Raw genomic sequence first — 25,246 nt, forward strand, 5'->3', positions numbered from 1 at the left:
GCGCTGCCGGTGCCCCTCGCCGCTCAATCGCCTCCTCACGCTCGGCATTCGCTCTGAGGGGCACCGGCAGCGCCGGCTTCGGGTCGAGGGGCGCCATCGCCTAGACGCGTTCAGTCGACCTTCGCGCCCGATGCCTTGACCACCTTCGCCCACTTGGTCGTCTCGCGAGCGATAAGCGCGGCGAACTCCGCGCTCGTGCCGCCGCCGGGGACCGCGCCTTGCGCGGCCATGCGCTCCTTGATCACGGGCGTGGACAGGGCCTTGGCGACCTCGCGCTGCACGCGCGCGACCTGATCGGCCGGCTGAGAGATCGGCGCCAGCAATCCGAACCATGACGAGGCCTCGAAGGCCTTCAGCTCCGGCACGCCGCTCTCGGCGATCGTCGGCAGGTCAGGCAGCGCCTCGCTGCGCTTCGCGCTGGTCACCGCGATCGCCTTCAGCTTGCCGGACTTGATGTGCGGCAGCGCCGAGGGCAGGTTGTCGAACATCAGGTCCATGTTCCCGCCCATCAGGTCCAGGAGCGCCGGCCCCGAGCCGCGGTACGGGAAGTGGATCATGTAGGTGCCGGTCAGGCTCTTGAACAACTCCCCCGCCAGATGGATGGAGGTGCCGTTGCCGCTGGAGCACATGTTCAGCTTGCCCGGGTTGGCCTTGGCCACACGGGCCAGGTCGGCCACGCTGTTGATGCCGTACTTCTGCGCGTTCGCCGGATTCATGACCAGCACGTTGGGCACGGCCGCGACCAGCGTGATGGGCGCGAAGTCCTTGACCGGATCGAAAGGCATCTTCGGATACAGCGACTGGTTGATCGCATGCGTGCCCACGGTGCCCATCAGCAGCGAGTGCCCATCGGTCGCATGGGCCACGTCGGCGGAGCCGGTGTTGCCCCCGGCGCCCGGCTTGTTCTCCACGACGACCGGCTGGCCGAGCGCCTTCTGCAGCTCGGGAGCCATCGCGCGGGCGAGGAGGTCGGTGGTGCCCGCCGGCGGGAACGGCACGACGATGCGCAGCGGGCGCGAGGGCCAGGCCGCTTGCGCGCGGACGAGTTCCGGCAGCCAGACAGTGGACGACAGCGCGAGCAGCGCGCGGCGGTTCAGGCTCATGGGGGCGTCTCCGATGTTGTGATCTTGGCCGCCCCAGTATGGGTGACTAGTCCGCGCCGGGCACCTCGGGCGACTCCGGGCCCAGGATGGTCTGGAGCTGCACGCGCTCCGAGCTGCAGGCCGCGTCGAAGTCGGCCTCGATCTGGATCAGCGCCTGCGCGTCACCGGCCTCGACGGTGACGATGCCGCGCGCGCGGTTGCGCCCTTGCGACTTGGCCGTGTACAGCGCCATGTCGGCCCAGTTGACGGCCTGCTCCCAGTGGAGCGCGAGCTGCGCCGGCGGCAGCGGGAAATGCGCGAAGCCGATCGAGCAGGTCACCCGCAGCGGCCCCGCCGCCGTCTGCACCGGCGCCTCGCCGACGATGAACAGGACGCGCTCGGCCAGCAGCTGCAGCTGGTCCGGCGCGACATTGCGCGCGAAGACCAGGAACTCCTCCCCGCCCCAGCGCACCACCAGGTCCTCCGCCCGCACCGCCTGCGCGATGCGCCGGGAAACCTCGATGATGACGGCGTCCCCGGCCGCATGGCCGTGGCGATCGTTGACGTGCTTGAAGTGATCGATGTCGATCATCAGCAGCGCGCCGGTGAACATGTCCTTCGCATGGCGGTCCATGACCGCGAGGAAGTGCCGGCGGTTGGCGAGGTCCGTCAGCGGATCGCGCTCGCTCGCCGCGCGCAGCAGGCTCTGGTTGGCCTTGAGCTTGCGGTTGGCCTCGCGCACCCGCGCCAGCATCACGCCCATCAGGATCAGCGACAGCCCGAGCAGCGCCGCCAGCCCGACGCCGACGTACTGCGCCAGCCGGCGGTTGCCGAGCTCGCGGTCCTTGAGCGTCTGCTCGCGGCGCAGCAGTTCCAGGTCGCGCTGCTTGGCCTCGCTGTCGTACTTCAGCCGCAGCTGCTGCAAGGAGGACTCGCGGTTGCGGCGCGCCGTGTCCGCGCTGAGCGCGCGTTCCTCGTGATAGAGCCGCAGCGCTTCCTTGGCCTGACCGACCTTGGCGTAAGCCTCGCCCAGTTCCCGCAGCTGCAGCGCGCGACGCACGGGATCGAAGTCGCCCTGCGCGAGCTCGAGGACCCGTGCGATCTCGCGCCGCGCCGCCTCGAACTGCCGCTGCTGGACCAGCGCCACCGACAGGTTGTGGCGCAGCGTGCGCTCGACCGTCTGGTCGTTGTAGGACTGCACCACGGGCAGCGCCAGTCGCGCGAGCTGCACGGCCTTGGCGGACTGGTTGGTATGGATGTAGGCGTCGAGCAGGTTGTTCTGCAGCAGCGCGACATCGCGCCGGCCGCCCGCCTGCTCGGCGAGCCGCAGCGCATCTTCCAGCGCGGCCAGCTGGGTCGTCCGGTCCCCGCGCCGGGACGCGACCATCGACTCGACCATCTTCGCGCGGCTCATCGCCGAGACGTCGCCCTGCGCGAGTTGCCACGCCTGCGCCATCCATTGCTGGGCCGCCGTGGACTCGTCCCTCACCTGGCTGTTGACCGCCAGCGATCCCATCATCGTGCCGGTCACGCTGTGGTCCTGGATCGCCTGGGCCAGCGCCAACGCGCGCCGCAACGAGGTCTCGGCGAAGGCGTACTCGCCGCGCGCGCCCTGGGCCCGGGCGATCAGCCGCAGGGCCTGGATCATCACGCGCGCATCGCAGCCAGGTGGAATCGTCGACGCCGACGCGGACGCACAGGCCGGCGCCAATTCATCCAGCGCCAGCTGGGCCATCTCGCCGGAGCGACCGGTCTGGCCCTGCCGATCCTGCAGCTCGGCCAGCAGCATGCGCGACAGCGGCCGCCCGCCAGGCTTGGCCTCCAGTTCGCGGGCAATGCGGCGCACCTCCTCGGGACGCCCGGCCTGCACCGCGTTGCGACCCAGCGTGTACTCGATGTGGAGACGATGTGGCGCATGCGCCGGCTCCGCGAGCAGCGCGCGCAGTTGCTGGCCCGCCTTGCCCGGCTCGTTGTAGCCGAAGCGGTCCAGCTGCGCGAGTTGCGCATCCAGCGCGCGGTCGGGGATCTCCGCGCGCGACTGGGTCGCACCCAGGCCCAGCAGGACGGTCGTCAGGACGGCCATCCTGGCGGCCGTCCGGGCCGTCCGGGCCGTCCCGGCAGTCATCAAGCAGGCGCGGAACCCTGTCCTCATGCGCGCGGCTCCTGCGTCGGGCCAAGCAGGCTGACCAGCTGCACCTGCCCCTGGTGCCAGGCGGACTCGATGCGCCCGGCCAGTGCCAGCAGCTGATCCCGGTCGCGCGCCTGCATCGCCGCCACACCGTAGGCCTTGTTGCGGCCGTGCGCCTTGGCCATGTACATCACGGTGTCGACGAGATCGATGGCGCGCTCCCATTCCAGGGTCAGGTCTTGCGGCGCCATCGGGAAGCTCGCGAAGCCGATGGACGCGCTGATCGGGATGCGCAGCGCGCCGTGGTCGACGGGCTGGCCGCCCATCTGGTCCAGCAGGCGCTGGCCGAGCTGGCGCGCATCCTCGGTGGCCTCGGAATTCACCAGGATCAGGAACTCCTCGCCGCCCCAGCGCACGACCAGGTCCTGCTCGCGCAGCACGCCGCGCAAACGGCGCGCGACCTCGACCAGCACGGTGTCGCCCGCCGCATGGCCCCATTGGTCGTTGATGCGCTTGAAGTGGTCGATGTCGATCAGGAACAGGCTGCCGCGCAGCCCGCCCTCGCGGGTGCGCGACGCGATGGCCTGCTGGAAGTGACGCCGGTTCGCCAGTCCCGTCAAGGGATCGCGCTCGCTCTGCACGCGCAGCGATTCGTTGGTCTGCGCCAGCGCCGCGTTCGTGCGCCGGATGCGCCGATAGGCCAGCGCCAGCAGCGCGCCGGACAGCAGCACGCAGCCGCCGACCTCCGCCCACAGCTTCAGCTGCAGGTCCCGCGTGCGGATCTGCTCGGCCTTGAGGCTGTTGTCCTGGTTGAGCAGCCGGATCTCCCGCTGGCGCTGCTGGTCCTCGAAGCGCGCCTGCGCCTCGAGCACGGCCTTGCGGGTCTCGTCGCGCAGCACCTCGTCGAATTCCTTGCGCGATTGATGGAAGGCCGCGATCGCGCCGGGCAGGTCGTCGAACTTCTCCAGGTAGATGCCAAGCTCGAGCCACGACTCGGCCGTGTAGCTGCCGGCCTCGCGCTGGGCATCCATCGTGATGGCCTGCAGCACGTCGCGCTTCCCCTCCTCCAGCTTGCGCAGGCCGATCTTGGCGATGCCCGAGTTGTGCCGTGCCAGGATCTCGGTCGAGATGTCGCCGCTCTCGTGCGCCAGTGCCAGGCTTTGCGTCGACATCTCCAGGGCCCGCGCGTAGTTGCCGCTGCGCAGTTCGTAGTCCGCCAGGTTGCCCAGCGCCAGCGCCTGAAGGCCTTGGGCCTGCGCCTCGCGGGCGTACTGCAGCGCCTGCTCGCGGGCCTGCTGGCTGAACTTCGGATCCTCGTCCTGCGAGTACACGATGCCCAGGATCGTGTGGACCGAGTACAGCAGCACCGGGTCGGGATCCTGCTGCGCGGCCTGCAACGCGTCGCGCGCGGTGCGCTTGGCATGGTCGATCTGCTGGCTGCGGTAGTAGTTGAAGGCGAGGGTCGCCTCGGTGGTCGCGGCGCGCCAGCGCGATTCCATGGCGCGTGCCTGATCCAGCGCCTTCAGTCCGCTCTCGACCGCCGCGTCGACCTCGCCGTAATCGCCCTGGATGTAGGCGCGCAACTCGGTCGCGCGCCACATCATGCGGCGGTCGGCGGTGGCGGCGTCGATGTCGGACAGCCCGCCCAGCAGCCGCACGCCCGCACCCAGTTCACCGTTCGCCTTGAGCCATTGCGCGCGCGCCAGCATCAGCGCCAGCGGAATCTGCCCCCGCGTCGGCGCGGCCTCGGGCCAGGCCTTGAGCTGCTCGAGCGCCGCCTCATGACCGCTGCGGTCGCGCAATTGCGCGAGCAGCGCCGCGCGCTGGCTCAGCGCTTCCAGCCGCTCGGCGCTGCCCACCGGGGCGCGCGCCTCGATGGCTTGCAGTTCCCGCACATGCTCGCGGGGATGGGCCTGACCGACGCGCTCCTGCTGTTCGAGTTCGGCCTGCAGCGCGCGATCCTGCATGGCCGGTCCGGCGGACCCGGCCGAGGCGGCGCTGCCGCGCGATCCGGCGCCGTCCCCGGGCCCGCAGCCGGACAGCAGCGCGAGGCTCACCGCCAGCGCCAGCGCCGTTGCACAGAGATCCGGAAGCGCCGGGAGCACCAGGCGAATGAAGGACGCCGAGCGGCGGGCGGGCGGACGCAGGCGTCCATCGGCCACGCCCGCCGACGACCCTGCTGTCACCGCTGCTCGCAACACCCCAACCTTGCTCATCGTGCTGATGTCGAGTTGTATGTCTCGTTACTTGAGGTCCAACCCTGTTGAACAGGTGAAGCGTGCACGAGTTCGCGCTCGTGCATGCGGCGTTGGGGTCAGTCCGTGCGGCCGCGCCGGAGCAGCGCATGCAGCAGGATCGCGCCGAAGGTGGCAGTTCCGATGCCGCCCAGGGTAAACCCACCCAGCTTCAACGTGAAGTCGCCCGTGCCGATCACCAGCGTGATCGCGGCCACCATCAGGTTGCGCGGGTCGCGGAAGTCGACCTGGTGGTCCACCCAGATGCGGGCGCCCGCGATCGCGATCAGCCCGAACACGACGATGCTGACGCCGCCCATCACGGCCAGCGGGATGGCCTGGATCAGCGCGCCGAACTTCGGCGAGAAGCCCAGCGCCAGCGCCATCAATGCCGCGAAGACGAAAACCGCCGTCGAATAGATGCGGGTCGCGGCCATCACGCCGATGTTCTCGGCGTAGGTCGTGACGCCGGTGCCGCCGACAGCGCCGCTGGCGATCGTCGCGAGGCCGTCGCCGATGAACGCGCGACCGAGGAAGGGCGTCATGTCGCGGCCCGTCATCGCGCCGACCGCCTTCAGGTGGCCCAGGTTCTCCGCGACCAGGATCAGCGCGACCGGCGCGATCATCAGCATGGCGGCGCCATCGAAGACCGGGGCATGGAATTGCGGCAAGCCGATCCATGCCGCCGCCGCGACCTTGGACAGGTCGATCGGGGCGCCCAGGCCGAAGCCGTTGGTCAGCAGCGCGTAGATCAGGCTGGCCTGGATCAGGCCGGCGAGGATCAGCAGCCGTTGCAGCATGCCGCGCGCGAAGACCGCGACCACGGCGACGCTGACGAAGGTCGCCGCCTGCATCCAGGCGTCGAAAGGCGTCGGCGCCATGTTCTTGATCGGCACCGACGCGAGGTTCAGCCCGATCACTGCGACCACGGCGCCGGTCACGACCGGTGGCATCAACTTCTCGACCCAGCCGCTGCCGGTGGCCGACACCAGCAGGCCGATGGCGGTGTACAGCACACCGCAGGCGATGATGCCGCCCAGCGCGAGCGGCAGGTTGGGATTGGGACCGCTGCCGGCATAGCCGGTCGCGGCGATGACCACGCCGATGAACGCGAAGCTCGAGCCGAGGTAGCTCGGCACGCGGCCGCCGGTCAGGAAGAAGAAGAGCAGCGTGCCCACGCCGCTCATCAGCACGGCGACGTTGGGATCGAAGCCCATCAACAGCGGCGCCAGCACGGTGGCGCCGAACATGGCGATCACATGTTGCAGGCCGAGCGCCGCAGTCTGCGGCCAGGACAGGCGTTCATCGGGAGCAATCGCCTTCTCGGGGCCGACGGTCACGGGCCGCCAGCGCATCAACCACGCCATGGACTTTCCTCAATGGGACAAGCCATCGAGTGTAAGGAGCGCTCATGGCATCGCCACTCCGGCTTATCCCGTGACCGGGTGGTCGGCCGACGGCGGATCGGCGTCCTCGCGGCGCGGGATCAGAACAGCACCATGTCGCGATTGCGCCGCGGCAGCTGCCGCAGCAGGCGGCGCCAGGACGCCCAGGCACGCCACAGCGCGCCACCGGACAGCAGGCTCAGGATCAACAGGATGGTCATGATCGACTCCTTGAAGGTCATAAAGAGGCGTCGCGGCGCACGCCGCAAACGACTTCGCACGGTCGTGCGAAATTTGTGGAAACGATGCGGATGAGGCGGTTCATGGTCGGCAGCCTCAGACGGAGGAAACGGGGGAAACGGGGGTGGGCGGATCGCCCGCGACCAGCGCCGGCGCCATCAGGCGGCGGTAGCTGGTCCAGGCCCGATCGACGGCGTCCGGCGTGCGCAGGAAACGCACCTCGCGGACCAGCGCGGTGAACAGGCCGTCGAGCTCGAAGATCAACTGATCCAGGTCGGCATCGGCGCGCAGCTGGCCGGCGTCCTGCGCTTGCAGCAGCGTGCGTCGCAGCGTCCCGCGCCAGCGTCGCACGCCGTCCAGCAGGTGATCGCGCATCACGTCGTCGCGGTCGTCGTATTCGAAGGCGCCGGCGACGTACAGGCAGTTGCCATGCGGTCCGTCGACGCGGTTCAGCCAGGCACGCACCATGGCGTCCATCCGCGGCAGGCCACGCGGCTCACGCAGCGCCGGCAGGATGACCTCCTGCTGGAAGATCTTCTCGAACGCATCCAGCACCGCGGCCTGCAAGGCCTCGCGCGAGCCGATGCGCGAGAACACGCCACTCTTGGACAGGTTCAGCCGCTTGGCCACCTCGCCGATCGACAGGCTGTCCAGACCGTCCAGGCGCGCCATCTCCAGCGCGACATCGACGATGGCGCTCTGCGTCAGTTCGCTGCGGGCGGTCTTGGCTTCCATGAAGCGCAATTTAGCACGGTCGTGCGAAGTTCGCTGCTCACCACGATGGCGGGGACAGCGGACGGGTTATTCGTCCGCGTGGTCGCCAGGATGACCAGGGGCCTCGTCGCTCGCCCTGCCGCCGCTGGCGTCGGCGTCCGCGTCGACCGCCGGCGGGCGACCGCGACGTGGCGTGGGCGAGAGCGCAGGCTTGATGCCGCGGCGCTTCAGGGCCTCGCGCAGCAGCAGCTCGATCTGCGCGTTGGACGAACGCAGCTCGACCGCGGCCAGCCGCTCGATCTCCTCCCACAACGCGGGATCGAGGCGCAGCGGAAACTGCTTCTTGCCGGGACTGCCCATCGCTGCGTCGCTCCGTCGTCAGCGCCCGGGACGGCGGTGGGGGGTGCGCGGTCTTTGACGGATGCCGTGCGGCGCCGCCGACGACGTCGTCGACATCGATGGCCGCTCGGGCAGGCGGAAGGTCCGCAGCACCACGCCCACCCAGGCCACCATCGCCACGACCCACAGCACCCCGCCGGCGATGGGGATCCCGGCGTCCAGTGGCCAATGCATCACCGAGGCCAGCACCATCACGGTCGATCCGGCCTGCGCCAGCACGATCAGCAATCCCAGCGACCACATCAACCGGCCCAGCGTGGCGAGCGTCGACGCGCGGCGCTCCGGCGCCATCCAGTAGTCCTTGTTCGGCATGTTCAGCGCACCGGTGAAGTGCCGGGCGATGAAGGTCACGCCCCAGGTGCACATCGCGGGCACGAAAACACCCATGCCGAGCGAGATCGCCAGATAGGCGTCCCGGCTCCAGGTCTTGCCCCCGTGGGAAGGATCCACCACGACGGCCGGCAACGAATCGGCGGACAACAGGATGAACGAGAGGTGCGCGCCCCAGCACGCGAGGAACAAGGCCCGCCAGGGGCTCCAGCCGCCCTGCTTCGACGGGATGACCGTCTCCGCGGAGGTCCCGGTCGATGGCGTGCGTGATGCGCGTGATGTCCGCGGTGTCGTGGCCATGCCTGCTCCTTGGCCGCGCTCAGTTGTAGAGCGTGCCCGCGTTGATGATCGGCTGCGTGTCCTTGTCGGAGCACAGCACCACCAGCAGGTTGGACACCATCGCCGCCTTGCGCTCATCGTCGAGTTGCACGATCTCGCGCTCGCTCAGGCCCTTGAGCGCTTCCTCGACCATGCTGACCGCGCCGTGCACGATCTTCTTGCGGGCGCTGATGATGGCCTCGGCCTGCTGGCGGCGCAGCATCACCTGCGCGATCTCCGGCGCATAGGCCAGGTGGGTCAGCATGGCCGTCTCGACGCTGACGCCGGCGGGCTGGAGGCGGGCCTGCAGTTCGTCGATCATCGCGGCCATCACTTCGTCGGCGCCGGCGCGCAGCGTGATCTCCTGGCTGTCGATGTCGTCGCCCTCGTCGTAGGCGAACTGCGAGGCGACATGCCGGATCGCGGCCTCCGCCTGGATGCTGACGTACTGCTCGAAGTCGTCGACCTCGAACACCGCGCGCGCCGTGTCCTGGACCCGCCAGACCACGGCCGCGCCGATCTCGACCGGATTGCCGCGCTTGTCGTTGACCTTCAGCGTCGGCGCGTCCAGGTTGCGCGCGCGCAGCGAGAGACGGCGCTTCGCCATGAACAGCGGGATCGTCCAGCGCAGGCCGGACACGCGGTCGGTGCCGACATAGCGGCCAAAGAGCGTCAACAGGCGCGCCTCGTTGGGTTGCTGGATGTACAGGCCCGACAGCAGGATCAGACCCGCCAGGATCAGCGTCAACTGCGTCAGGTCGATCGCATCGTGGCGAAACGCGATGACGCGCCAGACGGCGAAGGCCAGCAGCCCCAGGCCGATCAGCAGCGCGGCGTAGCCGTTGGCCGTCCCGGCGCGGCGCTCCATCGTCGCCGGCGCCGCGGCGCGCAACGGGGGGGTTTTCGGGACTGCGGTCGTGCTCATCACCAACTCCTCCAAAAAGGTGATATCACTTTAAGCCCCGGACACACGGTTGCGCAAGTCCTGGCACCGAAAAAGCAGAAAGCGCCCACGAGGGGCGCTTACTGAAGACTCCGGCTGGACGCCCTCTCCCGCACCGCGGGAGAGGGCGGGGGTGAGGGGCAGCCGCCGGGGCAGTACGTCGATCAGGCCGTTCAGGCGCCCTTGCGCGCCAGCGGCAGCAGGTAGTTGGCGACGGCGATGCAACGCTGGCCGAGCTCTTCCTCGCTGACGCGCAGGCCGAATCCGGCCATCGCCGGCGAGGTCAGGAAACGCCCGCCGATCGCCACGCTGGGCACGCCATCGATGTTGTACTGGTTCTGCAGCTTCTCGGCCTGCTGGCACTTGGACTGCACGGTGAAGGACTTGAAGGTTTCCTTGAACTTGGCCGGATCCACGCCCAGCGGCGCCAGGAACTTGGCCATCTCCTCCACGTCGAGCAGGCTCTGGTTGCCGCGATGGATGGCGTTGAAGATGGCCGGACGGACCTGCGCTTCCTTGCCCATCGCTTCCAGCGTGAAGAACAGCTGCTGGTGGATCTTCACGTTGGCGCGGAAGGCCACGTGGATCTTGCGGTACACCACGTCCGCGGGCAGCTGCTTGGCCCAGGCCTCGATCGTCGGCTCGAAGACGTAGCAGTGCGGGCAGCCGTACCAGAAGAACTCGATCACCTCGACCTTGCCCGGCACCGAGCCGGCCACCGGCGTGGCCAGGCGCTGGTACTGGCGACCTTCGACCGGGCCGCCCTGCGCCTGCGCCGGCGCGCCGGCCAGGAGCGCACCACCGCCCGCGGCGGTCGACAGGGCCGTGAGGGCGTTGAATTCGCGACGCTTCATCTTCGATTCCTTGTTGGTTCCGCTTCGACCGGCGCCGCAGCGGCCGGCCATCCTAGAAAGTCAAACTTAGAGCGGCATTAACGTTGTACGGAGGCGGTACGGACACCGTTCAGGCGCTCAGCGCTGGATCGCCACGAGGTTGGCCTCGACGCCGGCGCCCTCGAGCTTCTTCTGCTGCGCCTCGGCCTCGTCACGCGTGTCGAAGGGCCCCAGGCGGACGCGGAACACGGTACGGCCGGACTGCTCACGTTCCATGACCTTGGCGGAGAAACCCTGGATCGCCAGCTTGGCGCGCTGCTGCTCGGCGTCTTCCATGCGCGTGTAGGCGCCGGCCTGGACGAAGAAGCTGCCGCGCGAGCCGTCGGGACGCGCGCCGTCGGCGCGCGGCTCGGTGGGACGCTGCTCCGGCTTGACGGACGGGATCTGGCTCTGGGCCTGCGGCTGAACCGCAGGGGCGCGTTCCACCGGGCGGCCTTCGACCGCCGGTGCCGGCGTCGTGCCCGTGCTGACCTGCGGGGCCGGCTGGGTCGCGGGCGGCGCCACCGCCGGCGTCACCACGCCCGACGCGGCCTTCGCGCCGGCGCGGCCGGCCAACGGCGCGTTCGGGTCCCAGTTCCGGTTGCGTTCCGCTTCCTGGGCGTCCTGCTCCGCGGTGCGCTGCGGCAGCTTGTTGACGAACGGCACCGGGGCCTTCGTCACGTACAGGGCCACGCCCAGCGCGATCCCCAGCCCCAGCAGCAGGCCCACGATCAGGCCCATGGCGAATCCGCCGCGCTGCTTCTCTTTGCTCATTGCTGCTCCTGCGAGTCACGTTCCATCGCGTCCGGGGCCGACACCCCCAGCACCGCCAGCGCGTTGCGCATCACCTGCCGCGTCGCGGCCAGCAGCGCCAGGCGCGCGCGCGTCAGGGCCGGGTCGTCGCCCAGCACGCGTTCGGCGCCATAGTAGCTGTGCAGCGCGCCGGCCAGGTCGCGCAGATAGAACGCGACGTCGTGCGGGGCCAGGTCTTGCGCCGCCGCCGTCAGCATGCGGGGATAGTCCGCCAGCTTGAGCATCAGCGCGGACTCGGTCGGCGCGGTCAGCAGCGACAGGTCGGCGCCGGCCACGGACACCTCGTCATGACCCTGCTCCGCACCCTTGCGCAGCACCGAGCAGATGCGCGCATGCGCGTACTGCACGTAGAACACGGGGTTCTCGTCGTTGGCCTTGAGCGCGAGGTCGATGTCGAAGACGAACTCGGTGTCGGCCTTGCGGCTGATCAGGAAGAAGCGCACCGCGTCGCGGCTGGTCCAGTCGATCAGGTCGCGCAGCGTGACGTAGCTGCCGGCGCGCTTGGAGATCTTGACCTCCTGGCCGCCCTTCATGACCGTGACCATCTTGTGCAGCACGTAGTCGGGGAAGCCGGGCGGGATGCCGACGCCGGTGGCCTGCAGGCCGCCGCGCACCCGGGCGATCGTGCCGTGGTGATCGCTGCCCTGCACGTTGATGCACTTGGAGAAGCCGCGCTTGAACTTGTTGACGTGGTACGCGACGTCCGGGACGAAGTAGGTGAAGGTCCCGTCGGACTTGCGCATCACGCGGTCCTTGTCGTCGCCGTAATCGGTCGAGCGCAGCCACAGCGCGCCGCCGTCTTCATAGGTCTTGCCGTTGGCGATGATGCGCGACACGGCGTCCTCGACCTGGCCGCCGCTGTACAGCGAGGACTCGAGGAAGTAGTTGTCGAAGCGCAGCCCGAACGCCTGCAGGTCCAGGTCCTGCTCGTGACGCAGGTAGGCCACGGCGAACTGGCGGATGCCGTCGATGTCCTCGATGTCGCCGGAGGCGGTGAACTCGCGGTCGTCCGCCTTCACCGTCTCCTGGCGCAGGAAGGCGTCGGCGATGTCCTGGATGTAGTCGCCGTTGTAGGCCGACTCGGGCCAGCCGGCATCGCCCGGCTTCAGGCCCTTCAGGCGCGACTGCGTGGACTGCGCCAGCGTCGCGATCTGCACGCCGGCGTCGTTGTAATAGAACTCGCGGCTGACCTTCCAGCCTTGCGTCGCGAACAGGTGGCAGAGCGAATCGCCCAGCGCCGCCTGGCGCGCATGGCCGACGTGCAGCGGACCGGTCGGGTTGGCGGAGACGAACTCGACCAGCGCCGACGTGTCGCGCGCCGGCTGATGGCCGAAGCGCGAGGTCGCCGCGAACACTTCGCCGACCACGGCCTGCCGGGCCGCGGGCTTCAGGCGGATGTTGATGAAGCCGGGGCCGGCGATCTCCAGCGCGTCGACCCAGCGCTCGAACGCGGGCTGCGCCTGCAGCTGGGCGATCAGCGTCTGCGCCAGTTCGCGCGGGTTCTTCTTCAGCGCCTTGGACAGCTGCATCGCCGCGGTACAGGCGAAGTCGCCGTGGGAGGCTTGCTTGGGGTTCTCGAAGGCGGCCGCGGGCGCGGCGGCGATGAGGCCGGCGTCGACGGCCTCCTGGCTCAGGCCCTGGAGCACGGTGCCGAGGGCGGCGAGCAATTCCTGCTTGGCTTGGATCATGGGGCCGCATTTTAGGGGACCTCCCCTGTAAGAGACCGTGTGCCCCCCTTGCCCGCACCCTCTCCCTGGGGCAGGATGGCCCTCCGATGAGCGCCTCCGACGATCTCCGTCCCTCCGCCTTTTCCGATTCGACGCTCGGCGGACTGGCCGACCTGCCGGAGCAGATCGGCAAGTACCGCGTGCTGAGACGGCTGGGCGAAGGCGCGACCAGCGACGTCTTCCTCGCGATGGACGACTTCAAGGGCCAGGAGGTCGCCATCAAGCGCATGCGCACCTGGTCGGCCGGCGGCCGCACCGAGGAAGACACGCTCAGCATCCGCTTCTTCGCCGCCGAGGCCGCGCTGGCCGGCCGGCTGCAGCACCCGAACGTGGTGCAGATCCTGGACGCCGTGCAGGACGGCGACCTGCCGTATCTCGTCATGGAGTTCGTCCACGGCGTCACGCTGAAGCACTTCTGCCGCAACGACCGGCTGCTGCCGCTGGACCAGATCGTCGAACTCGGCTTCAAGTGCGCGATGGCACTGTCGTATGTCTTCCGCCAGGGCGTCGTCCACCGGGACATCAAGCCCGCGAACCTGCTGGCGGTGCTCGACAACCAGGGTCAGGTCACCGACGTCAAGGTCAGCGACTTCGGCAGCGCGCTCAACCTCAACGCGGACATGACGCAGGTGCATCGCGTCGGCTCGCTGGCCTACATGCCGCCGGAGCAGATCGAGGGCGGCGACGTCGGCGCGCAGGCCGACATCTATGCGCTGGGCGCCGTGCTGTACCACCTTGTCAGCGGCCGGCCGCCCTTCGACGCGCCCAACCAGATGGCGCTGATGCATCAGATCTACCACCAGGCGCCGCAGCCGCTGCTGGGCCAGCGCGGCGGCGTGACGGCGGAACTGGACGCGGTCATCCAGCGGGCGCTCTACAAGCACCCGTCCGAGCGCTACCCGGATTGGGAGTCCTTCGGCCAGGCGCTGTCGGAGCTGGTCGCAAAGCAGTTGGTGCCGCTGGCGCGGCTCAACGAGGTGAAGGACTCGGAGCGCTTCAACCTGCTGCGCGGGCTGGAGTTCTTCGCGGGCTTCGGCGACGTCGAGCTCTGGGAGGTCGTGCGGCGCGCGCGCTGGCGCCGCTATCCGCTCGACTACCTGCTGTTCAAGAAGGGCCAGGAAGGGAACACCTTCCACATCATCACGCAGGGCGAGGTCGAGGTCTGGCGCGACGAGGCGCTGGTCGCGACCCTGGGCACCGGCACCTCCGTCGGCGAGATGGCCTACCTGGCGCCGAATCCCGATCTGCGCCGCCACAGCACCGACATCCGGGTGACCCAACTTTGCACAACCGTGTCCTTCACGCCGGAGTCGCTGGGGCAGCTCAGTCCCGAGTGCCAGCACCGCTTCGACCGGGCTTTCATCCAGGTTCTTGTCAGGCGGCTCCATCTCGCCCATGAGGCGCTGGCTTCTCCGCGCCGGATCATGTGAGTGGTCATCTGACTCGCGTCGGGAAGCGCGAGTCGAATGGATGTCAGCCGGTTCCGGTCACCGGGTTTCTTGACCTACGTCAACCGCACTTGAGGGCGGTTCGTTCGTATGCTCAACTGCTGCACAGGTCCTTCCCCAAACCCCCTGTAGCCCCGTAGGAGAGAGTGATGAAACACCTGACCCCGACCTCGCTGTTCGCCGGTGCCTTGCTGGCCCTGGCCGCGCTGGGCGCGCACGCCGCGGACGACGCGAAGAAGGCGCCGTCCGAGAAGCAGTTGAAGCAGCAGCAGTTGATGAAGAGCTGCAACGCCGACGCCAAGGACAAGTCCGGCGACGAGCGCAAGGCCTTCATGAGCGCCTGCCTGAAGGGCGAGACCGCCTCGGGTCCGGCGAAGACCGCTCAGCAGACCAAGATGACGACCTGCAATGCCGACGCCAAGGGCAAGACCGGCGATGCGCGCAAGGCGTTCATGAAGGAATGCCTCTCGGCGAAGTAACGCGACGCCGCATTGGGCGCCCCGCGTCGTTGCAGATCCTCGCCATGGCGCCGCCATGGCTCCGGTCTGCGCCTGGCGGGGCATCCCAATGCGACGCCGCGTTCCTCCGCCGACTGAGCGCTACTTGACCAGCACGCCGCGCGCGAGCATCACCGCCGCGATCGGGATCAGGATCAGCAGGTGCGCCTGCATCATCACGAGGCGGCGCGTGGCGCGCACCTCGGTCTCGCTGGGCAGGCCGCCGCCGCCGTCGAGCGTCTTGAGCCAGCGCCGGTAGGTCAGCGTCGGCTTGATCGAGATCAGCCCGATCACGACGAACATCCCGAACTTGAAGTGCAGCAGCGGCTGGTGCCAGTACCAGCCCAGGCCCTTCATGCCCCACCAGGTGCGGGCCAGGCCGGTCAGCAGCACTGCCACCGCGGTCATGCCGTAGATCATGTCCAGCCTCGACAGCCGACGCACGACGGCCGGATTCATCCATTCGCTGCGGCACAGCGCCGCCTGGCTCGACAGGAACACGACCAGACTGAGGATGGCCACGATGTGCAGGCCGGCGAGCAGGGCTTCGAGTGTCATGGGGTCTCCCAAGTGGAGGCACGCGCCCAGTAGTCGGGGCTGCCGTGGTGCTCTTTCAGGAAGTCTATCCAGAGCCTCACCCGCAGCGGCAGGTGCTTGCGCTGCGGCAGCACGGCGAAGATGCCGTTGGGCGGCGCGGCGAAGTCGTCGAGCACGCTGACCAGTTCGCCCGCGCGCAGTGCCGCGGCCACTTCCCAGGTACTGCGCCAGGCCAGGCCGAGTCCCTGCCGGCACCAGTCGTGGAGCACCTGGCCGTCGCTGCAGTCGAGCCGCCCACTGGGCCGCAGGTGCTGCACCTGGCCGTCGATGCGGAAGGCCCAACCCCGCGTCTGGCTCGCGTCGGAACTCAGCGTCAGGCATTCGTGCCGCATCAGCTCGGATGGATGCTTCGGCGTGCCAGCGCGCTTCAGATAGGACGGCGCGGCCACGCACAGGCGTCGGTTGTCGGCCAGGCGCATGCTGATCAGGCTGGAATCGCTGAGGTCGCCGACACGCACCGCGCAGTCGAAGCCCTCGTTGACGATGTCGACGACGCGATCGCTGAGGTTCAGCGACACGCTGACCTCCGGATGCCGTGACAGGAAGTCCGGCACCAGCGGTGCGACGTGGCGCCGGCCGAAGCCCGCCGGCGCGGTGATGCGCAGGTGTCCGCTGGCCTTCACGCCGCCGGCGCTGACGCTGGCCTCCGCGCTGGCGAACTCGGCAAGCAGGCGTTGGCAGTCCTCGAGGAAGGCGATCCCCTCGTGCGTCAGCGTGAGCTTGCGCGTCGTGCGCAGCAGCAGCTTCACCCCGAGCCGCGCCTCCAGCGCGTCGAGGCGGCGACCCATCACCGCCGGCGCCACGCCCTCGGCCTGCGCCGCGGCGGTCAGGCTGCCCTTGGTCGCGACCAGGGCGAAGGACTCGATCTGTTTGAGGCGGTCCATGGGCGACGATTGTTGGCCCGTTGCGCCGCCCGGAGCAATGAATGACGACCCTGAGCGTTGTTATTTGTGCAAAAAAGTCAGGGATCTTCGACCAGGGCCGACATGAATCGGCACCCCCGCACGTCCTACAGTCGACGGACCGCTGAACCGTTGAACCGCCTTTGGGAGTCGCCATGACCGCACGCAGCCAACACCACCGTCTCCAGGTCGATGCCGCCCTGGCCCGTTTCATCGAAACCGAGGCGCTGCCGGGCACCGGCGTCGAGCCAGCCGCGTTCTGGCAGGGCTTCGACGCGCTGGCGCACGAGCTGGCCGCGAAGAACGCCGCGCTGCTGGCCGAGCGCGACCGGTCGCAGACCGAGATCGACGGCTGGCATCGCGCCCATCCTGGCCCGATCGCCGACATGGCGGCCTACCAGGCCTTCCTCAAGCAGATCGGTTATCTGGTGCCGCTGCCGGCGGACCCGAAGGCGACGACCGCCAACGTGGACGCCGAGCTCGCGATCCAGGCCGGTCCGCAGCTGGTGGTGCCGATCCTGAATGCCCGGTACGCGCTCAACGCGGCGAACGCGCGCTGGGGCTCGCTCTATGACGCGCTCTACGGCACCGACGTCATTCCCGAGACCGACGGCGCCGAGCGCGCCGGCGGCTACAACCCGGTCCGCGGCGCGAAGGTCATCGCCTTCGCGCGCCAGGTGCTGGATCAGGCCGCGCCGCTGACGGGCGCGTCGCACGCCGACGCGACGGGCTACACGGTCAGCGGCACCGCGCTGTCCGTTGCGCTGAAGGACGGCCGCACGGTCGCGCTGGCCGATCCGGCCCAGTTCATCGGCTATCTGGGCGATGCCGCGGCACCGGCCGCGATCCTGCTGCGCCACCACGGCATCCACCTCGAGATCCAGTTCGATCGCACCTCGACGATCGGCAAGGGCGACGCGGCCGGCATCTCGGACGTGCTGATGGAATCGGCGCTGTCGACCATCCTCGACCTCGAGGACTCGATCGCCGCCGTCGACGCCGAGGACAAGCTGCTGGCTTATCGCAACTGGCTGGGCATCCTGCGCGGCTCGCTGACCGAGGAGGTCAGCAAGGGCGGCCGGACCTTCGTCCGCCGACTGAATCCGGACCGCGTCTACAAGGCCGCCGGCGGCGGCGACGACGTCGTGCTGCCGGGCCGCTCGCTGCTGTTCGTCCGCAACGTCGGCCACCTGATGACGAACCCGGCCATCCTGCTCGACGGCGATCGCGAGATCCCCGAAGGCATCCTGGACGCCGTCATCACGACGCTCATCTCGATCCACGACCTGAAGCAGCTTTCGGGCTCGGGGCTGCGCAACTCGCGCCGCGGCTCGATCTACATCGTCAAGCCGAAGATGCACGGCCCGGCCGAGGTCGGCTTCGCCAACGAGCTGTTCGGTCGTGTCGAGCAGTTGCTCGGCCTGCCGGCCTCGACGGTCAAGCTGGGCATCATGGACGAGGAGCGCCGCACCAGCGTCAACCTCGCGGCCTGCATCGCCGCGGCGCCGAGCCGCGTCGCCTTCATCAACACCGGCTTCCTGGACCGCACCGGCGACGAGATGCACACCGCGATGCTCGCCGGTCCGATGCTGCGCAAGGGCGACATGAAGGCCAGCGCCTGGATCCAGGCCTACGAGCGCAACAACGTGCTGACGGGCCTGAGCGCCGGCCTGCGCGGCCGCGCCCAGATCGGCAAGGGCATGTGGGCGATGCCCGACCTGATGGCCGCGATGCTCGATCAGAAGATTGCCCATCCGAAGGCCGGCGCCAACACCGCCTGGGTGCCCAGCCCGACCGCCGCGACGCTGCACGCGCTGCACTACCACCAGGTCAACGTCGCGCAGGTCCAGCAGCAGATCGAGGCCGAGGCGCCCGGCGTCGATCGCGCCGAGTTGCTCCAGCGCCTGCTCACGATTCCCGTGGCGGCGGCCCCGTCGTGGAGCGACACGGAGAAGCAGCAGGAGCTCGACAACAACATCCAGGGCATCCTCGGTTACGTGGTGCGCTGGATCGATCAGGGCGTCGGTTGCTCGAAGGTGCCGGACATCAACCAGATCGGCCTGATGGAAGACCGTGCGACATTGCGCATCTCGAGCCAGCACGTGGCGAACTGGCTGCACCACGGCGTCGTGACCGAACAACAGGTTCGGGCGACATTCGAACGGATGGCAGCCGTTGTCGACAGCCAGAACGCTGGAGACCCGCTGTACGCACCGATGGCCGGCCATCCGGACAGCATGGCGTACCAGGCGGCGCTCGATCTGGTGTTCAAGGGACGCGAGCAGCCGAGCGGCTACACCGAGCCGCTGCTGCACGCGTGGCGGCAGAAACGCAAGGCCGCCGGCAACGCCACCGGTCACTGAATGACGCGGCAACGGTAACGATCTGCAGCGTATCGCCGCCATCGTGCGGCGTACGTCTCCACATGCGAAAGCGGCCTCCGGGCCGCTTTTCTCGTTGCGGCCCTGTCACTTTCAGCACTTCGGCAAAACCAGCCCGAGTGACTTTCGGCATACGCATGCCCTGCGACATACCGCAAAGGGCGAAACATGAACCTTCAAGCATGGGAAACCCTTAGGGGAGGGCCCTGGGGTGGGCGGCATTTCCTGTTCCTTAAAGTTTCTTCACTTACGCGCAGTGTCCGGTGACAAAAACCCATCGGCTCAGCAATCATTTTTGCCATTTCACGGAACAGGCATGACCCCTTCGCATCAACTCCGCCGCGTCTGCATCGCTACCGCGATTGCTGCGGCTTCGATCGGCGCCGCGCAAGCCCAATCGGCCACGCAGCTCGAACGCATCGAGATCACCGGCTCCGCCATCAAGCGCTCGATCGCCGATGAAGGCGCCCTGCCCATTTCCATCATCAAGGCGGAAGAACTGCGCCAGTCCGGCGTGACCAGCGTCGAGCAGATCATCGACCTGCTGGCCTCGAGCCAGTCGAGCAGCACGGGCTCCAACTCCATCGGTTCGAGCACCGGCGGCGCGGCCTACGCCAACCTGCGCGGCCTGGGCACCAACAAGACCCTCGTGCTGCTGAACGGCCGTCGCATGACGGCCTTCGCCTTCGGCGCCACCGCGGTGGACCTGAACTCGATCCCCTTCGCGGTGATCGACCGCGTCGAAGTGCTGCGCGATGGCGCCTCCGCCGTCTACGGCACGGACGCCATCGGCGGCGTCATCAACTTCATCACCAAGACCAGCTACCGCGGCGGCCAGGTCGTGGTGGAAGCGACCCGTCCCAGCGAGGACGGCGGCAAGAAGGAAGGCGCGTCCGTCACGGTCGGCTTCGGCGACCTGGAGAAGGACCGCGTCAACTTCTGGGCTTCCTACGACAAGCGTCGCCAGGACCGTGTCCGCGCGCTGGACCGTGACTTCTCCAAGACCGGCATCATCCGCGAGCGCGGCGTCGCCGGCAGCTCGGGCACCACCTTCCCGGGCAACTTCACGCAAGGCACCGGCGGCGGCAACCCCAGCGCGCCGGGCTGCCAGGCGCCGTTGTCGGTCGCCAACCCGACCAACGCCGCGAACTGCATCTTCGACTTCAGCTCGACGATCGACATCATCCCGGACGTCGACCAGGAAACCCTCGCCGGCCGCTTCACCTTCAAGCTGAACGAGAACCACCAGTTCTCGCTCGAAGGCACCCAGACCACGAACGACAACACCTCGCGCGTTGCGCCGGATCCGGTCACCGGCATCACGATGCAGCCGAGCAACCCCTTCTTCCCGCGCACCACGCCCGGCATCAACCTGACCCAGCCGATCAGCGTCGGCTGGCGCATGGTGCCGGCGGGTCCGCGCACGAACGGCGCGCATTCCGAGGCGCAACGCCTGGTGGCCGACCTGTCCGGCGTGATCCTGGGCTGGGACTACAAGCTGGGCGCGCTCTATTCGCGCAGCACCGCCAATGACGCCGCCGTCGACGGCTACGTCAACGCGCCCTTCGTGCGCGCCCAAGTCGCCGCCGGCAACCTGAACCCGTTCGGTGAAGCCACGCCGGCCCAGCTGGCGATCATCCAGCAGGCCAAGCGCGCCGGCGTCTTCGCCAACGCGCTCGGCACGACCAAGAGCGTCGACGCCCGCGTCAGCAAGGAGATCTTCGACCTGCCCGGCGGTCCCGCCGCGGTCGCCATCGGCGCCGAGTTCCGCAAGGAGTTCTACAAGAGCGACACCAACGACGCCGTCGTGCTGGCGATCCCGTCGGCCGGCCGCTCGCCCAACCATGTCGGCGGCGAACGCGACGTGAAGGCGATCGGTGTCGAACTGCTGCTGCCGGTGCACAAGATGGTCGAAGTCCAGCTGGCGCTGCGCACCGACGACTACTCCGACGCCGGTCGCACGACCAATCCGAAGATCGGCCTGCGCTTCCAGCCGATGAAGGAACTGGCGATCCGCTCGTCCTACAACACCGGCTTCCGCGCCCCCGCGCTGGACGACCTGTACGCACCGCTGGCGGTCACCTTCACGGCCGGCGCCAAGAACGACCCGCTGCTGTGCGATGCGCAGGGCAAGCCGATCACCTCGGCAGGGGGCATTGCCAGCCGCGATTGCGGTCAGCAACCCCAGGTGCAGAACGGCGGCAACGCCAACCTGAAGCCGGAAAAGTCCAAGACCTTCACCCTGGGTGCGGTCTTCGAGCCGATGAAGGCGCTGACGCTGTCGGTCGACTACTGGAACATCAAGCTGCGCGACCAGATCGACGTGCTGCCGGTGGACTCGATGCTGGCCAATGCGACCCGCTACGCCGACCGCATCATCCGCTGCAACCAGCTGCCCGCCGCCGAGCAGGTCAACCTGCAGCGCTGCGGCGGCCTGTGGGCCAACAGCCCGGCGATCGGCTACCTGATCACGCACAACGAGAACATCGGCCGCGTGAAGACGGACGGCCTGGACCTGAGCGCTGCCTACAGCCAGAGCCTGGGTGGCTTCGGCAACCTGTCGCTCGGCTACGACGCGACCTACGTCCACCGGTACGACTACCAGACCAGCCCGGCCGACGCGTTCAAGACCCGTCTGGGCGTCTACAACGACGGCAGCGTGGTGTTCCGTTGGAAGCACAACGTGTCGGCGGCCTGGGCGATGAACAACTGGGGCGCTCGCCTGGCGATCCGCCACCAGTCCGGCTACCGCGACCAGAACGATCCGACCACCGTCGTGGGCGGCCCGTCGTTCTACGGCAATGTCGACTCGTACACGCTGGTCGACCTGTCGGGCACGTACAAGTTCAGCAAGGCGACCTCGCTGACGCTGGGCGTGAAGAACCTGTTCGATACCGATCCGCCGTTCTCCAACCAATCCTCGCGCTCGCAGCGTGGTTACGACCCGCGGTACTCCGACCCGCTGGGCCGGGCCTTCTTCGTGCGCGCCGCGTACGGTTTCTGATGAATCCCTGACAAACCCTTCCGGCTGCCTGTGGCAGCCGGGATACTGTTTGTTGCTACTCAACAACGAGTTGGGCGCATGATGAATCGGGCAACCCTCGGGAGAGGATTGCCCGCCGATACCCCTGCATGGCCGGAAGTCACCCGTGACGCCGGTCATGCAGGGGTATCGGTCCTTCCGGGGATGCCCCGTTTCCCGGGGATCGGTACTGCCTCAATTGGTAGGAACCCGCGCCGGTTGTCGAATTCCAGTCATTGACACTTCTTTCACGCGACCTTCACGCAATTCTGCGGACCAAGGTCGTCCGGACATGTTTCGCGCGACGTCACAAGCGCCGCCGCTCGACACCTTTAGGAGTGTTTCTTTGAAGACCAAACTGAACGCGGTGAGCCTGGCAGTCGCCGCCACCATTGCAATCGCGTCGTCGGCCGCGATCGCCCAAGCCCAGGACCAGACCCAGCTGGAGCGCGTCGTCGTGACCGGCTCGGCCGTGAAGCGGATCGCGGTCGAGGGCTCCGTGCCCGTGCAGACCGTGACCCGTGCCGAGATCGAACGCAGCGGCGTGACCTCGGTGGTCGAGCTGATGCAGAACCTGTCGTCCGTGCAGGGCGGCATCACCGAGGGTGACACCGTCGGCGGCGGCGGCGGCGGCCAGGCCACCGTGTCCATCCACAACCTCGGCGGCGATCGCACGCTGGTGCTGCTGAACGGCCGTCGCCTGATCGGCGAAGCCGGCGGCGCGGTGGACCTGAACATGATCCCGCTGTCGATCATCGAGCGCGTGGACGTGCTGACCGACGGCGCTTCGGCGCTGTACGGCTCCGACGCCGTGGCCGGCGTGGTGAACTTCATCACCCGCACGAACTCCACCCGCAAGACCATCGCCGCGGAAGTCTCGATCCCGCAGCACAAGGGCGGCAAGGAACGTCGCGCCTCCCTGTCCGGCGGCTTCGGCGACCTGGACAGCGACGGCTTCAACATCATGGCCGCGCTGTCGGTCGACAAGCGCGACTCGCTGACCGCCAGCCAGCGCGACTTCAGCAAGACCGGCGTGATCAACTTCGGTCACAACGGCAACGAGTACCAGTTCTTCAACGGCTCGCCGTCCGCCATCCCGGGCAACGTGAACGTGCCGGTGCGCAACGCCGACGGCACGCTGGGCTCGGACCTGCGCAACGTGTACCTGGCCCAGAACGGTTCCTGCGCGGAGCGCAACGTCCAGGTCGGCGCGTCCTGCTACTTCGACTACGCCGGCACCGTGGAAGCCTTCCCGGACCGCGAGCGCACCAACTTCTTCGGCTCCGGCACGGTGAAGCTGGGCAGCCAGCAGCTGCGCGCCGACGTGCTGCTGGGCAAGACCAAGACCAGCGGCAAGATCGCCGCCGTGCCGGGCGCGGTCGCCGTGGACCCGAACGGCCCCTTCGCCGCCGAACTGGCCGCGGTCGGCTACACCCCCGCCTACTTGACCTCGATCGGCCTGGACCCCAACCGCATCGCGTCGGTGTCGTACCGCGCCTTCGACCTGGGCAACCGCACCAGCACCTTCGAGCGCGACAACAAGGCGTTGTGGCTGCAACTCGACGGCCAGGTGGCCGGCTGGGACTACACCGCGACCGCCGGCTACCAGCGCGCGGAAGTCGAGGAAAGCAACTCCGGCTACCCGCTGGCCAAGGCCTTCGGCGCCCTGCTGCGCAGCGGCGTCTACAACCCGTTCGTGCTCGCCGGCCAGCAGTCGCAGGCCGCCAAGGACGCGGTCAAGCAGATCATGATCTCCGGCGTCTACGACACCGAGACCAGCACGCTGTTCAACGCCGACCTGCGCGCCTCGCGCGAGCTGTTCTCGACCTCGGCCGGCCCGGCCTACCTGGCGCTGGGCGCCGCGTTCCAGAAGGACAAGGTCACCGACGATCCGGGCGCCGTGGCGCGCGGTGAGGGCGGCGTCAACGGCGACGACCAGCGCTTCGGCGACAGCACCGTCGTGATCCCCTACAGCGCCAGCCGCGATTCGATGGGCGCCTTCGCCGAGCTGATCGTGCCGGTGGTGAAGAACCTCGAAGTCACCGCGGGCGTGCGCTACGACAACTACCGCCACGTCGACAGCGCGGTCAACGGCAAGGTCTCGTTCAAGTACACCCCGGTGCCGGAAGTGCTGGTCCGCGGCTCGGTCGGCACGGGCTTCCGCGCCCCGACGCTGCGCCAGCTCTACCGTCCGCTGCAGGAATTCGGCGTGACCGCCACGCCCTACGACTGCACGCCGGAAATGGCCGCCGTCGCGGCCAGCCTGGGCGCGGCCTGCCAGCCGGGCAGCAAGCAGTACAACGTCTACACGGGCGGCGTGGATTCCGTGAAGCCGGAAGAGTCCAAGCAGGCGACGCTGGGCTTCCGCGTCGAGCCGACGAGCACCTTCTCGTTCGGCGCCGACTGGTGGTGGGCCGGCATCGACAAGACCTTCGGTTCGGTCGATGAGAACGAGGCGTTCAACAACGCCCAGAAGTACTCCAACCTGTTCCTGGTCTACACCGACCCGGTCACGGGCGAGAAGTTCCTGGCCTACAACGCCAGCACGACCAACCTGGGCAAGCGCTTCGTCAGCGGCATCGACTTCGACGTGACCGGCCGGTTCAACACCCCGATCGGCCGCCTGACGTCGAACCTGCACGCGACCTACATGCTGAGCGACAAGCGCCAGCTGGTGGCCGGCGAACAGTACTTCTCGACCCTCGCGGACAACCACCCGTCGATCGGCGAAGTGACCTTCCGCTGGAAGGGCCAGCTGAGCAACACGCTGGTGACCGGCAACTGGGCGAACACGGCCAACATCAACTTCCAGTCGGGCTACAAGGACTTCCCGACCGAAGTCGAGAACCTGGCCAACGGCGATGTCGACGAGGTCCGCCTGAAGGTCAAGCCGTACGTGACCCTGGACTGGCAGACCGCCTACACCTGGAACAAGCAGCTGACGGTCGCCCTGGGCATCAAGAACGTGTTCGACAAGGAACCTCCCCTGTCGCTGCGCGCCAACGGCGGCCACATGCTGGGCTTCGACTACCGCTACTACAGCCCGATGGGCCGGACCTTCCAGGTCAAGGCCAGCTACGACTTCTGATCGCGATCGCGACGTCCCGCCGCACCACGGCGGGGCATCGGCCGCTTCACGACAAGGACTCCTCCGGGAGTCCTTTTTTCTTTGGCTGCCACGGGCATGAATGCATCGCAAGCCCTCATGGCACTT

The 25,246-nt window shown here is 68.5% G+C and carries 18 protein-coding genes; 5 read left to right on the forward strand and 13 right to left on the reverse strand.

Going from position 1 to position 25,246, the window contains the following annotated elements; all coding sequences use genetic code 11:
• Nucleotides 1-110 precede the first annotated feature (110 nt).
• The 11 genes from AC07PR_RS25995 to argS form a co-directional block, all read right to left on the reverse strand.
• Complete coding sequence (locus tag AC07PR_RS25995; protein ID WP_495137011.1) at nt 111-1,103, reverse strand: Bug family tripartite tricarboxylate transporter substrate binding protein; 993 nt, start codon at nt 1,101-1,103, stop codon at nt 111-113.
• A 46-nt stretch (nt 1,104-1,149) separates the two neighbouring features.
• Nucleotides 1,150-3,165 carry a GGDEF domain-containing protein gene (locus AC07PR_RS26000; protein ID WP_495137012.1) on the reverse strand — a complete coding sequence of 672 codons (2,016 nt, stop codon included), beginning with the start codon at nt 3,163-3,165 and terminating at the stop codon, nt 1,150-1,152.
• A gap of 65 nt (nt 3,166-3,230) precedes the next feature.
• Nucleotides 3,231-5,426 (reverse strand): GGDEF domain-containing protein, encoded by a 2,196-nt coding sequence (locus tag AC07PR_RS26005; protein WP_495137013.1) that lies wholly within the window; start codon nt 5,424-5,426, stop codon nt 3,231-3,233.
• A gap of 98 nt (nt 5,427-5,524) precedes the next feature.
• Nucleotides 5,525-6,811 (reverse strand): solute carrier family 23 protein, encoded by a 1,287-nt coding sequence (locus tag AC07PR_RS26010; RefSeq protein WP_431100738.1) that lies wholly within the window; start codon nt 6,809-6,811, stop codon nt 5,525-5,527.
• A 354-nt stretch (nt 6,812-7,165) separates the two neighbouring features.
• A complete protein-coding gene (locus AC07PR_RS26015) occupies nt 7,166-7,804 on the reverse strand; it encodes a TetR/AcrR family transcriptional regulator (protein ID WP_495137014.1) in 639 nt (212 codons plus the stop codon).
• Nucleotides 7,805-7,870: 66 nt separating this feature from the next.
• Nucleotides 7,871-8,143: a type II toxin-antitoxin system antitoxin gene (locus AC07PR_RS26020; protein ID WP_483108207.1), complete on the reverse strand. Its 273-nt coding sequence runs from the start codon at nt 8,141-8,143 to the stop codon at nt 7,871-7,873.
• An 18-nt stretch (nt 8,144-8,161) separates the two neighbouring features.
• A complete protein-coding gene (locus tag AC07PR_RS26025; RefSeq protein ID WP_495137015.1) occupies nt 8,162-8,812 on the reverse strand; it encodes a hypothetical protein in 651 nt (216 codons plus the stop codon).
• Between the two features lie 19 nt (nt 8,813-8,831).
• Complete coding sequence (locus AC07PR_RS26030; protein WP_377159133.1) at nt 8,832-9,755, reverse strand: SPFH domain-containing protein; 924 nt, start codon at nt 9,753-9,755, stop codon at nt 8,832-8,834.
• Nucleotides 9,756-9,946: 191 nt separating this feature from the next.
• The gene (locus AC07PR_RS26035; RefSeq protein WP_377159132.1) at nt 9,947-10,627 is read right to left on the reverse strand and encodes a thiol:disulfide interchange protein DsbA/DsbL; all 681 of its coding nucleotides are present in this window, start codon (nt 10,625-10,627) and stop codon (nt 9,947-9,949) included.
• Between the two features lie 117 nt (nt 10,628-10,744).
• Nucleotides 10,745-11,419: an SPOR domain-containing protein gene (locus AC07PR_RS26040; RefSeq protein ID WP_377159131.1), complete on the reverse strand. Its 675-nt coding sequence runs from the start codon at nt 11,417-11,419 to the stop codon at nt 10,745-10,747.
• The gene (argS, locus tag AC07PR_RS26045) at nt 11,416-13,146 is read right to left on the reverse strand and encodes an arginine--tRNA ligase (RefSeq protein WP_495137016.1); all 1,731 of its coding nucleotides are present in this window, start codon (nt 13,144-13,146) and stop codon (nt 11,416-11,418) included. The genes AC07PR_RS26040 and argS overlap by 4 nt, the downstream gene beginning before the upstream one ends.
• 86 nt (nt 13,147-13,232) lie before the next feature.
• Between argS and AC07PR_RS26050 the strand changes: the two genes are divergently transcribed.
• Together AC07PR_RS26050 and AC07PR_RS26055 are read left to right on the forward strand one after the other, a co-directional pair.
• Nucleotides 13,233-14,615 carry a serine/threonine-protein kinase gene (locus AC07PR_RS26050; protein ID WP_483108211.1) on the forward strand — a complete coding sequence of 461 codons (1,383 nt, stop codon included), beginning with the start codon at nt 13,233-13,235 and terminating at the stop codon, nt 14,613-14,615.
• A 167-nt stretch (nt 14,616-14,782) separates the two neighbouring features.
• Nucleotides 14,783-15,112 (forward strand): PsiF family protein, encoded by a 330-nt coding sequence (locus AC07PR_RS26055; protein WP_377159128.1) that lies wholly within the window; start codon nt 14,783-14,785, stop codon nt 15,110-15,112.
• Nucleotides 15,113-15,232: 120 nt separating this feature from the next.
• Here AC07PR_RS26055 and AC07PR_RS26060 read toward each other — a convergent pair whose 3' ends face one another.
• Nucleotides 15,233-15,688 carry a DUF2214 family protein gene (locus tag AC07PR_RS26060; protein ID WP_377159127.1) on the reverse strand — a complete coding sequence of 152 codons (456 nt, stop codon included), beginning with the start codon at nt 15,686-15,688 and terminating at the stop codon, nt 15,233-15,235.
• Entirely contained in the window at nt 15,685-16,611 is a 927-nt protein-coding gene (locus tag AC07PR_RS26065; RefSeq protein ID WP_377159126.1) for a LysR family transcriptional regulator, read from the reverse strand. The genes AC07PR_RS26060 and AC07PR_RS26065 overlap by 4 nt, the downstream gene beginning before the upstream one ends.
• Before the next feature lie 173 nt (nt 16,612-16,784).
• On the opposite strand from AC07PR_RS26065, the gene AC07PR_RS26070 reads away from it, so the two are divergent.
• From AC07PR_RS26070 to AC07PR_RS26080, 3 genes are all read left to right on the forward strand, one after another.
• Nucleotides 16,785-18,992, forward strand: a complete 2,208-nt coding sequence (locus AC07PR_RS26070; protein WP_495137017.1) for a malate synthase G — start codon at nt 16,785-16,787, stop codon at nt 18,990-18,992.
• Between the two features lie 334 nt (nt 18,993-19,326).
• Nucleotides 19,327-22,014, forward strand: coding sequence for a TonB-dependent receptor (locus AC07PR_RS26075; RefSeq protein WP_483108213.1), 2,688 nt, complete (start codon nt 19,327-19,329; stop codon nt 22,012-22,014).
• Between the two features lie 364 nt (nt 22,015-22,378).
• Nucleotides 22,379-25,120, forward strand: a complete 2,742-nt coding sequence (locus AC07PR_RS26080; protein ID WP_483108214.1) for a TonB-dependent receptor plug domain-containing protein — start codon at nt 22,379-22,381, stop codon at nt 25,118-25,120.
• The last annotated feature ends 126 nt before the right edge of the window (nt 25,121-25,246 follow it).

This window comes from Roseateles sp. GW821-FHT09H11, assembly GCF_059415845.1.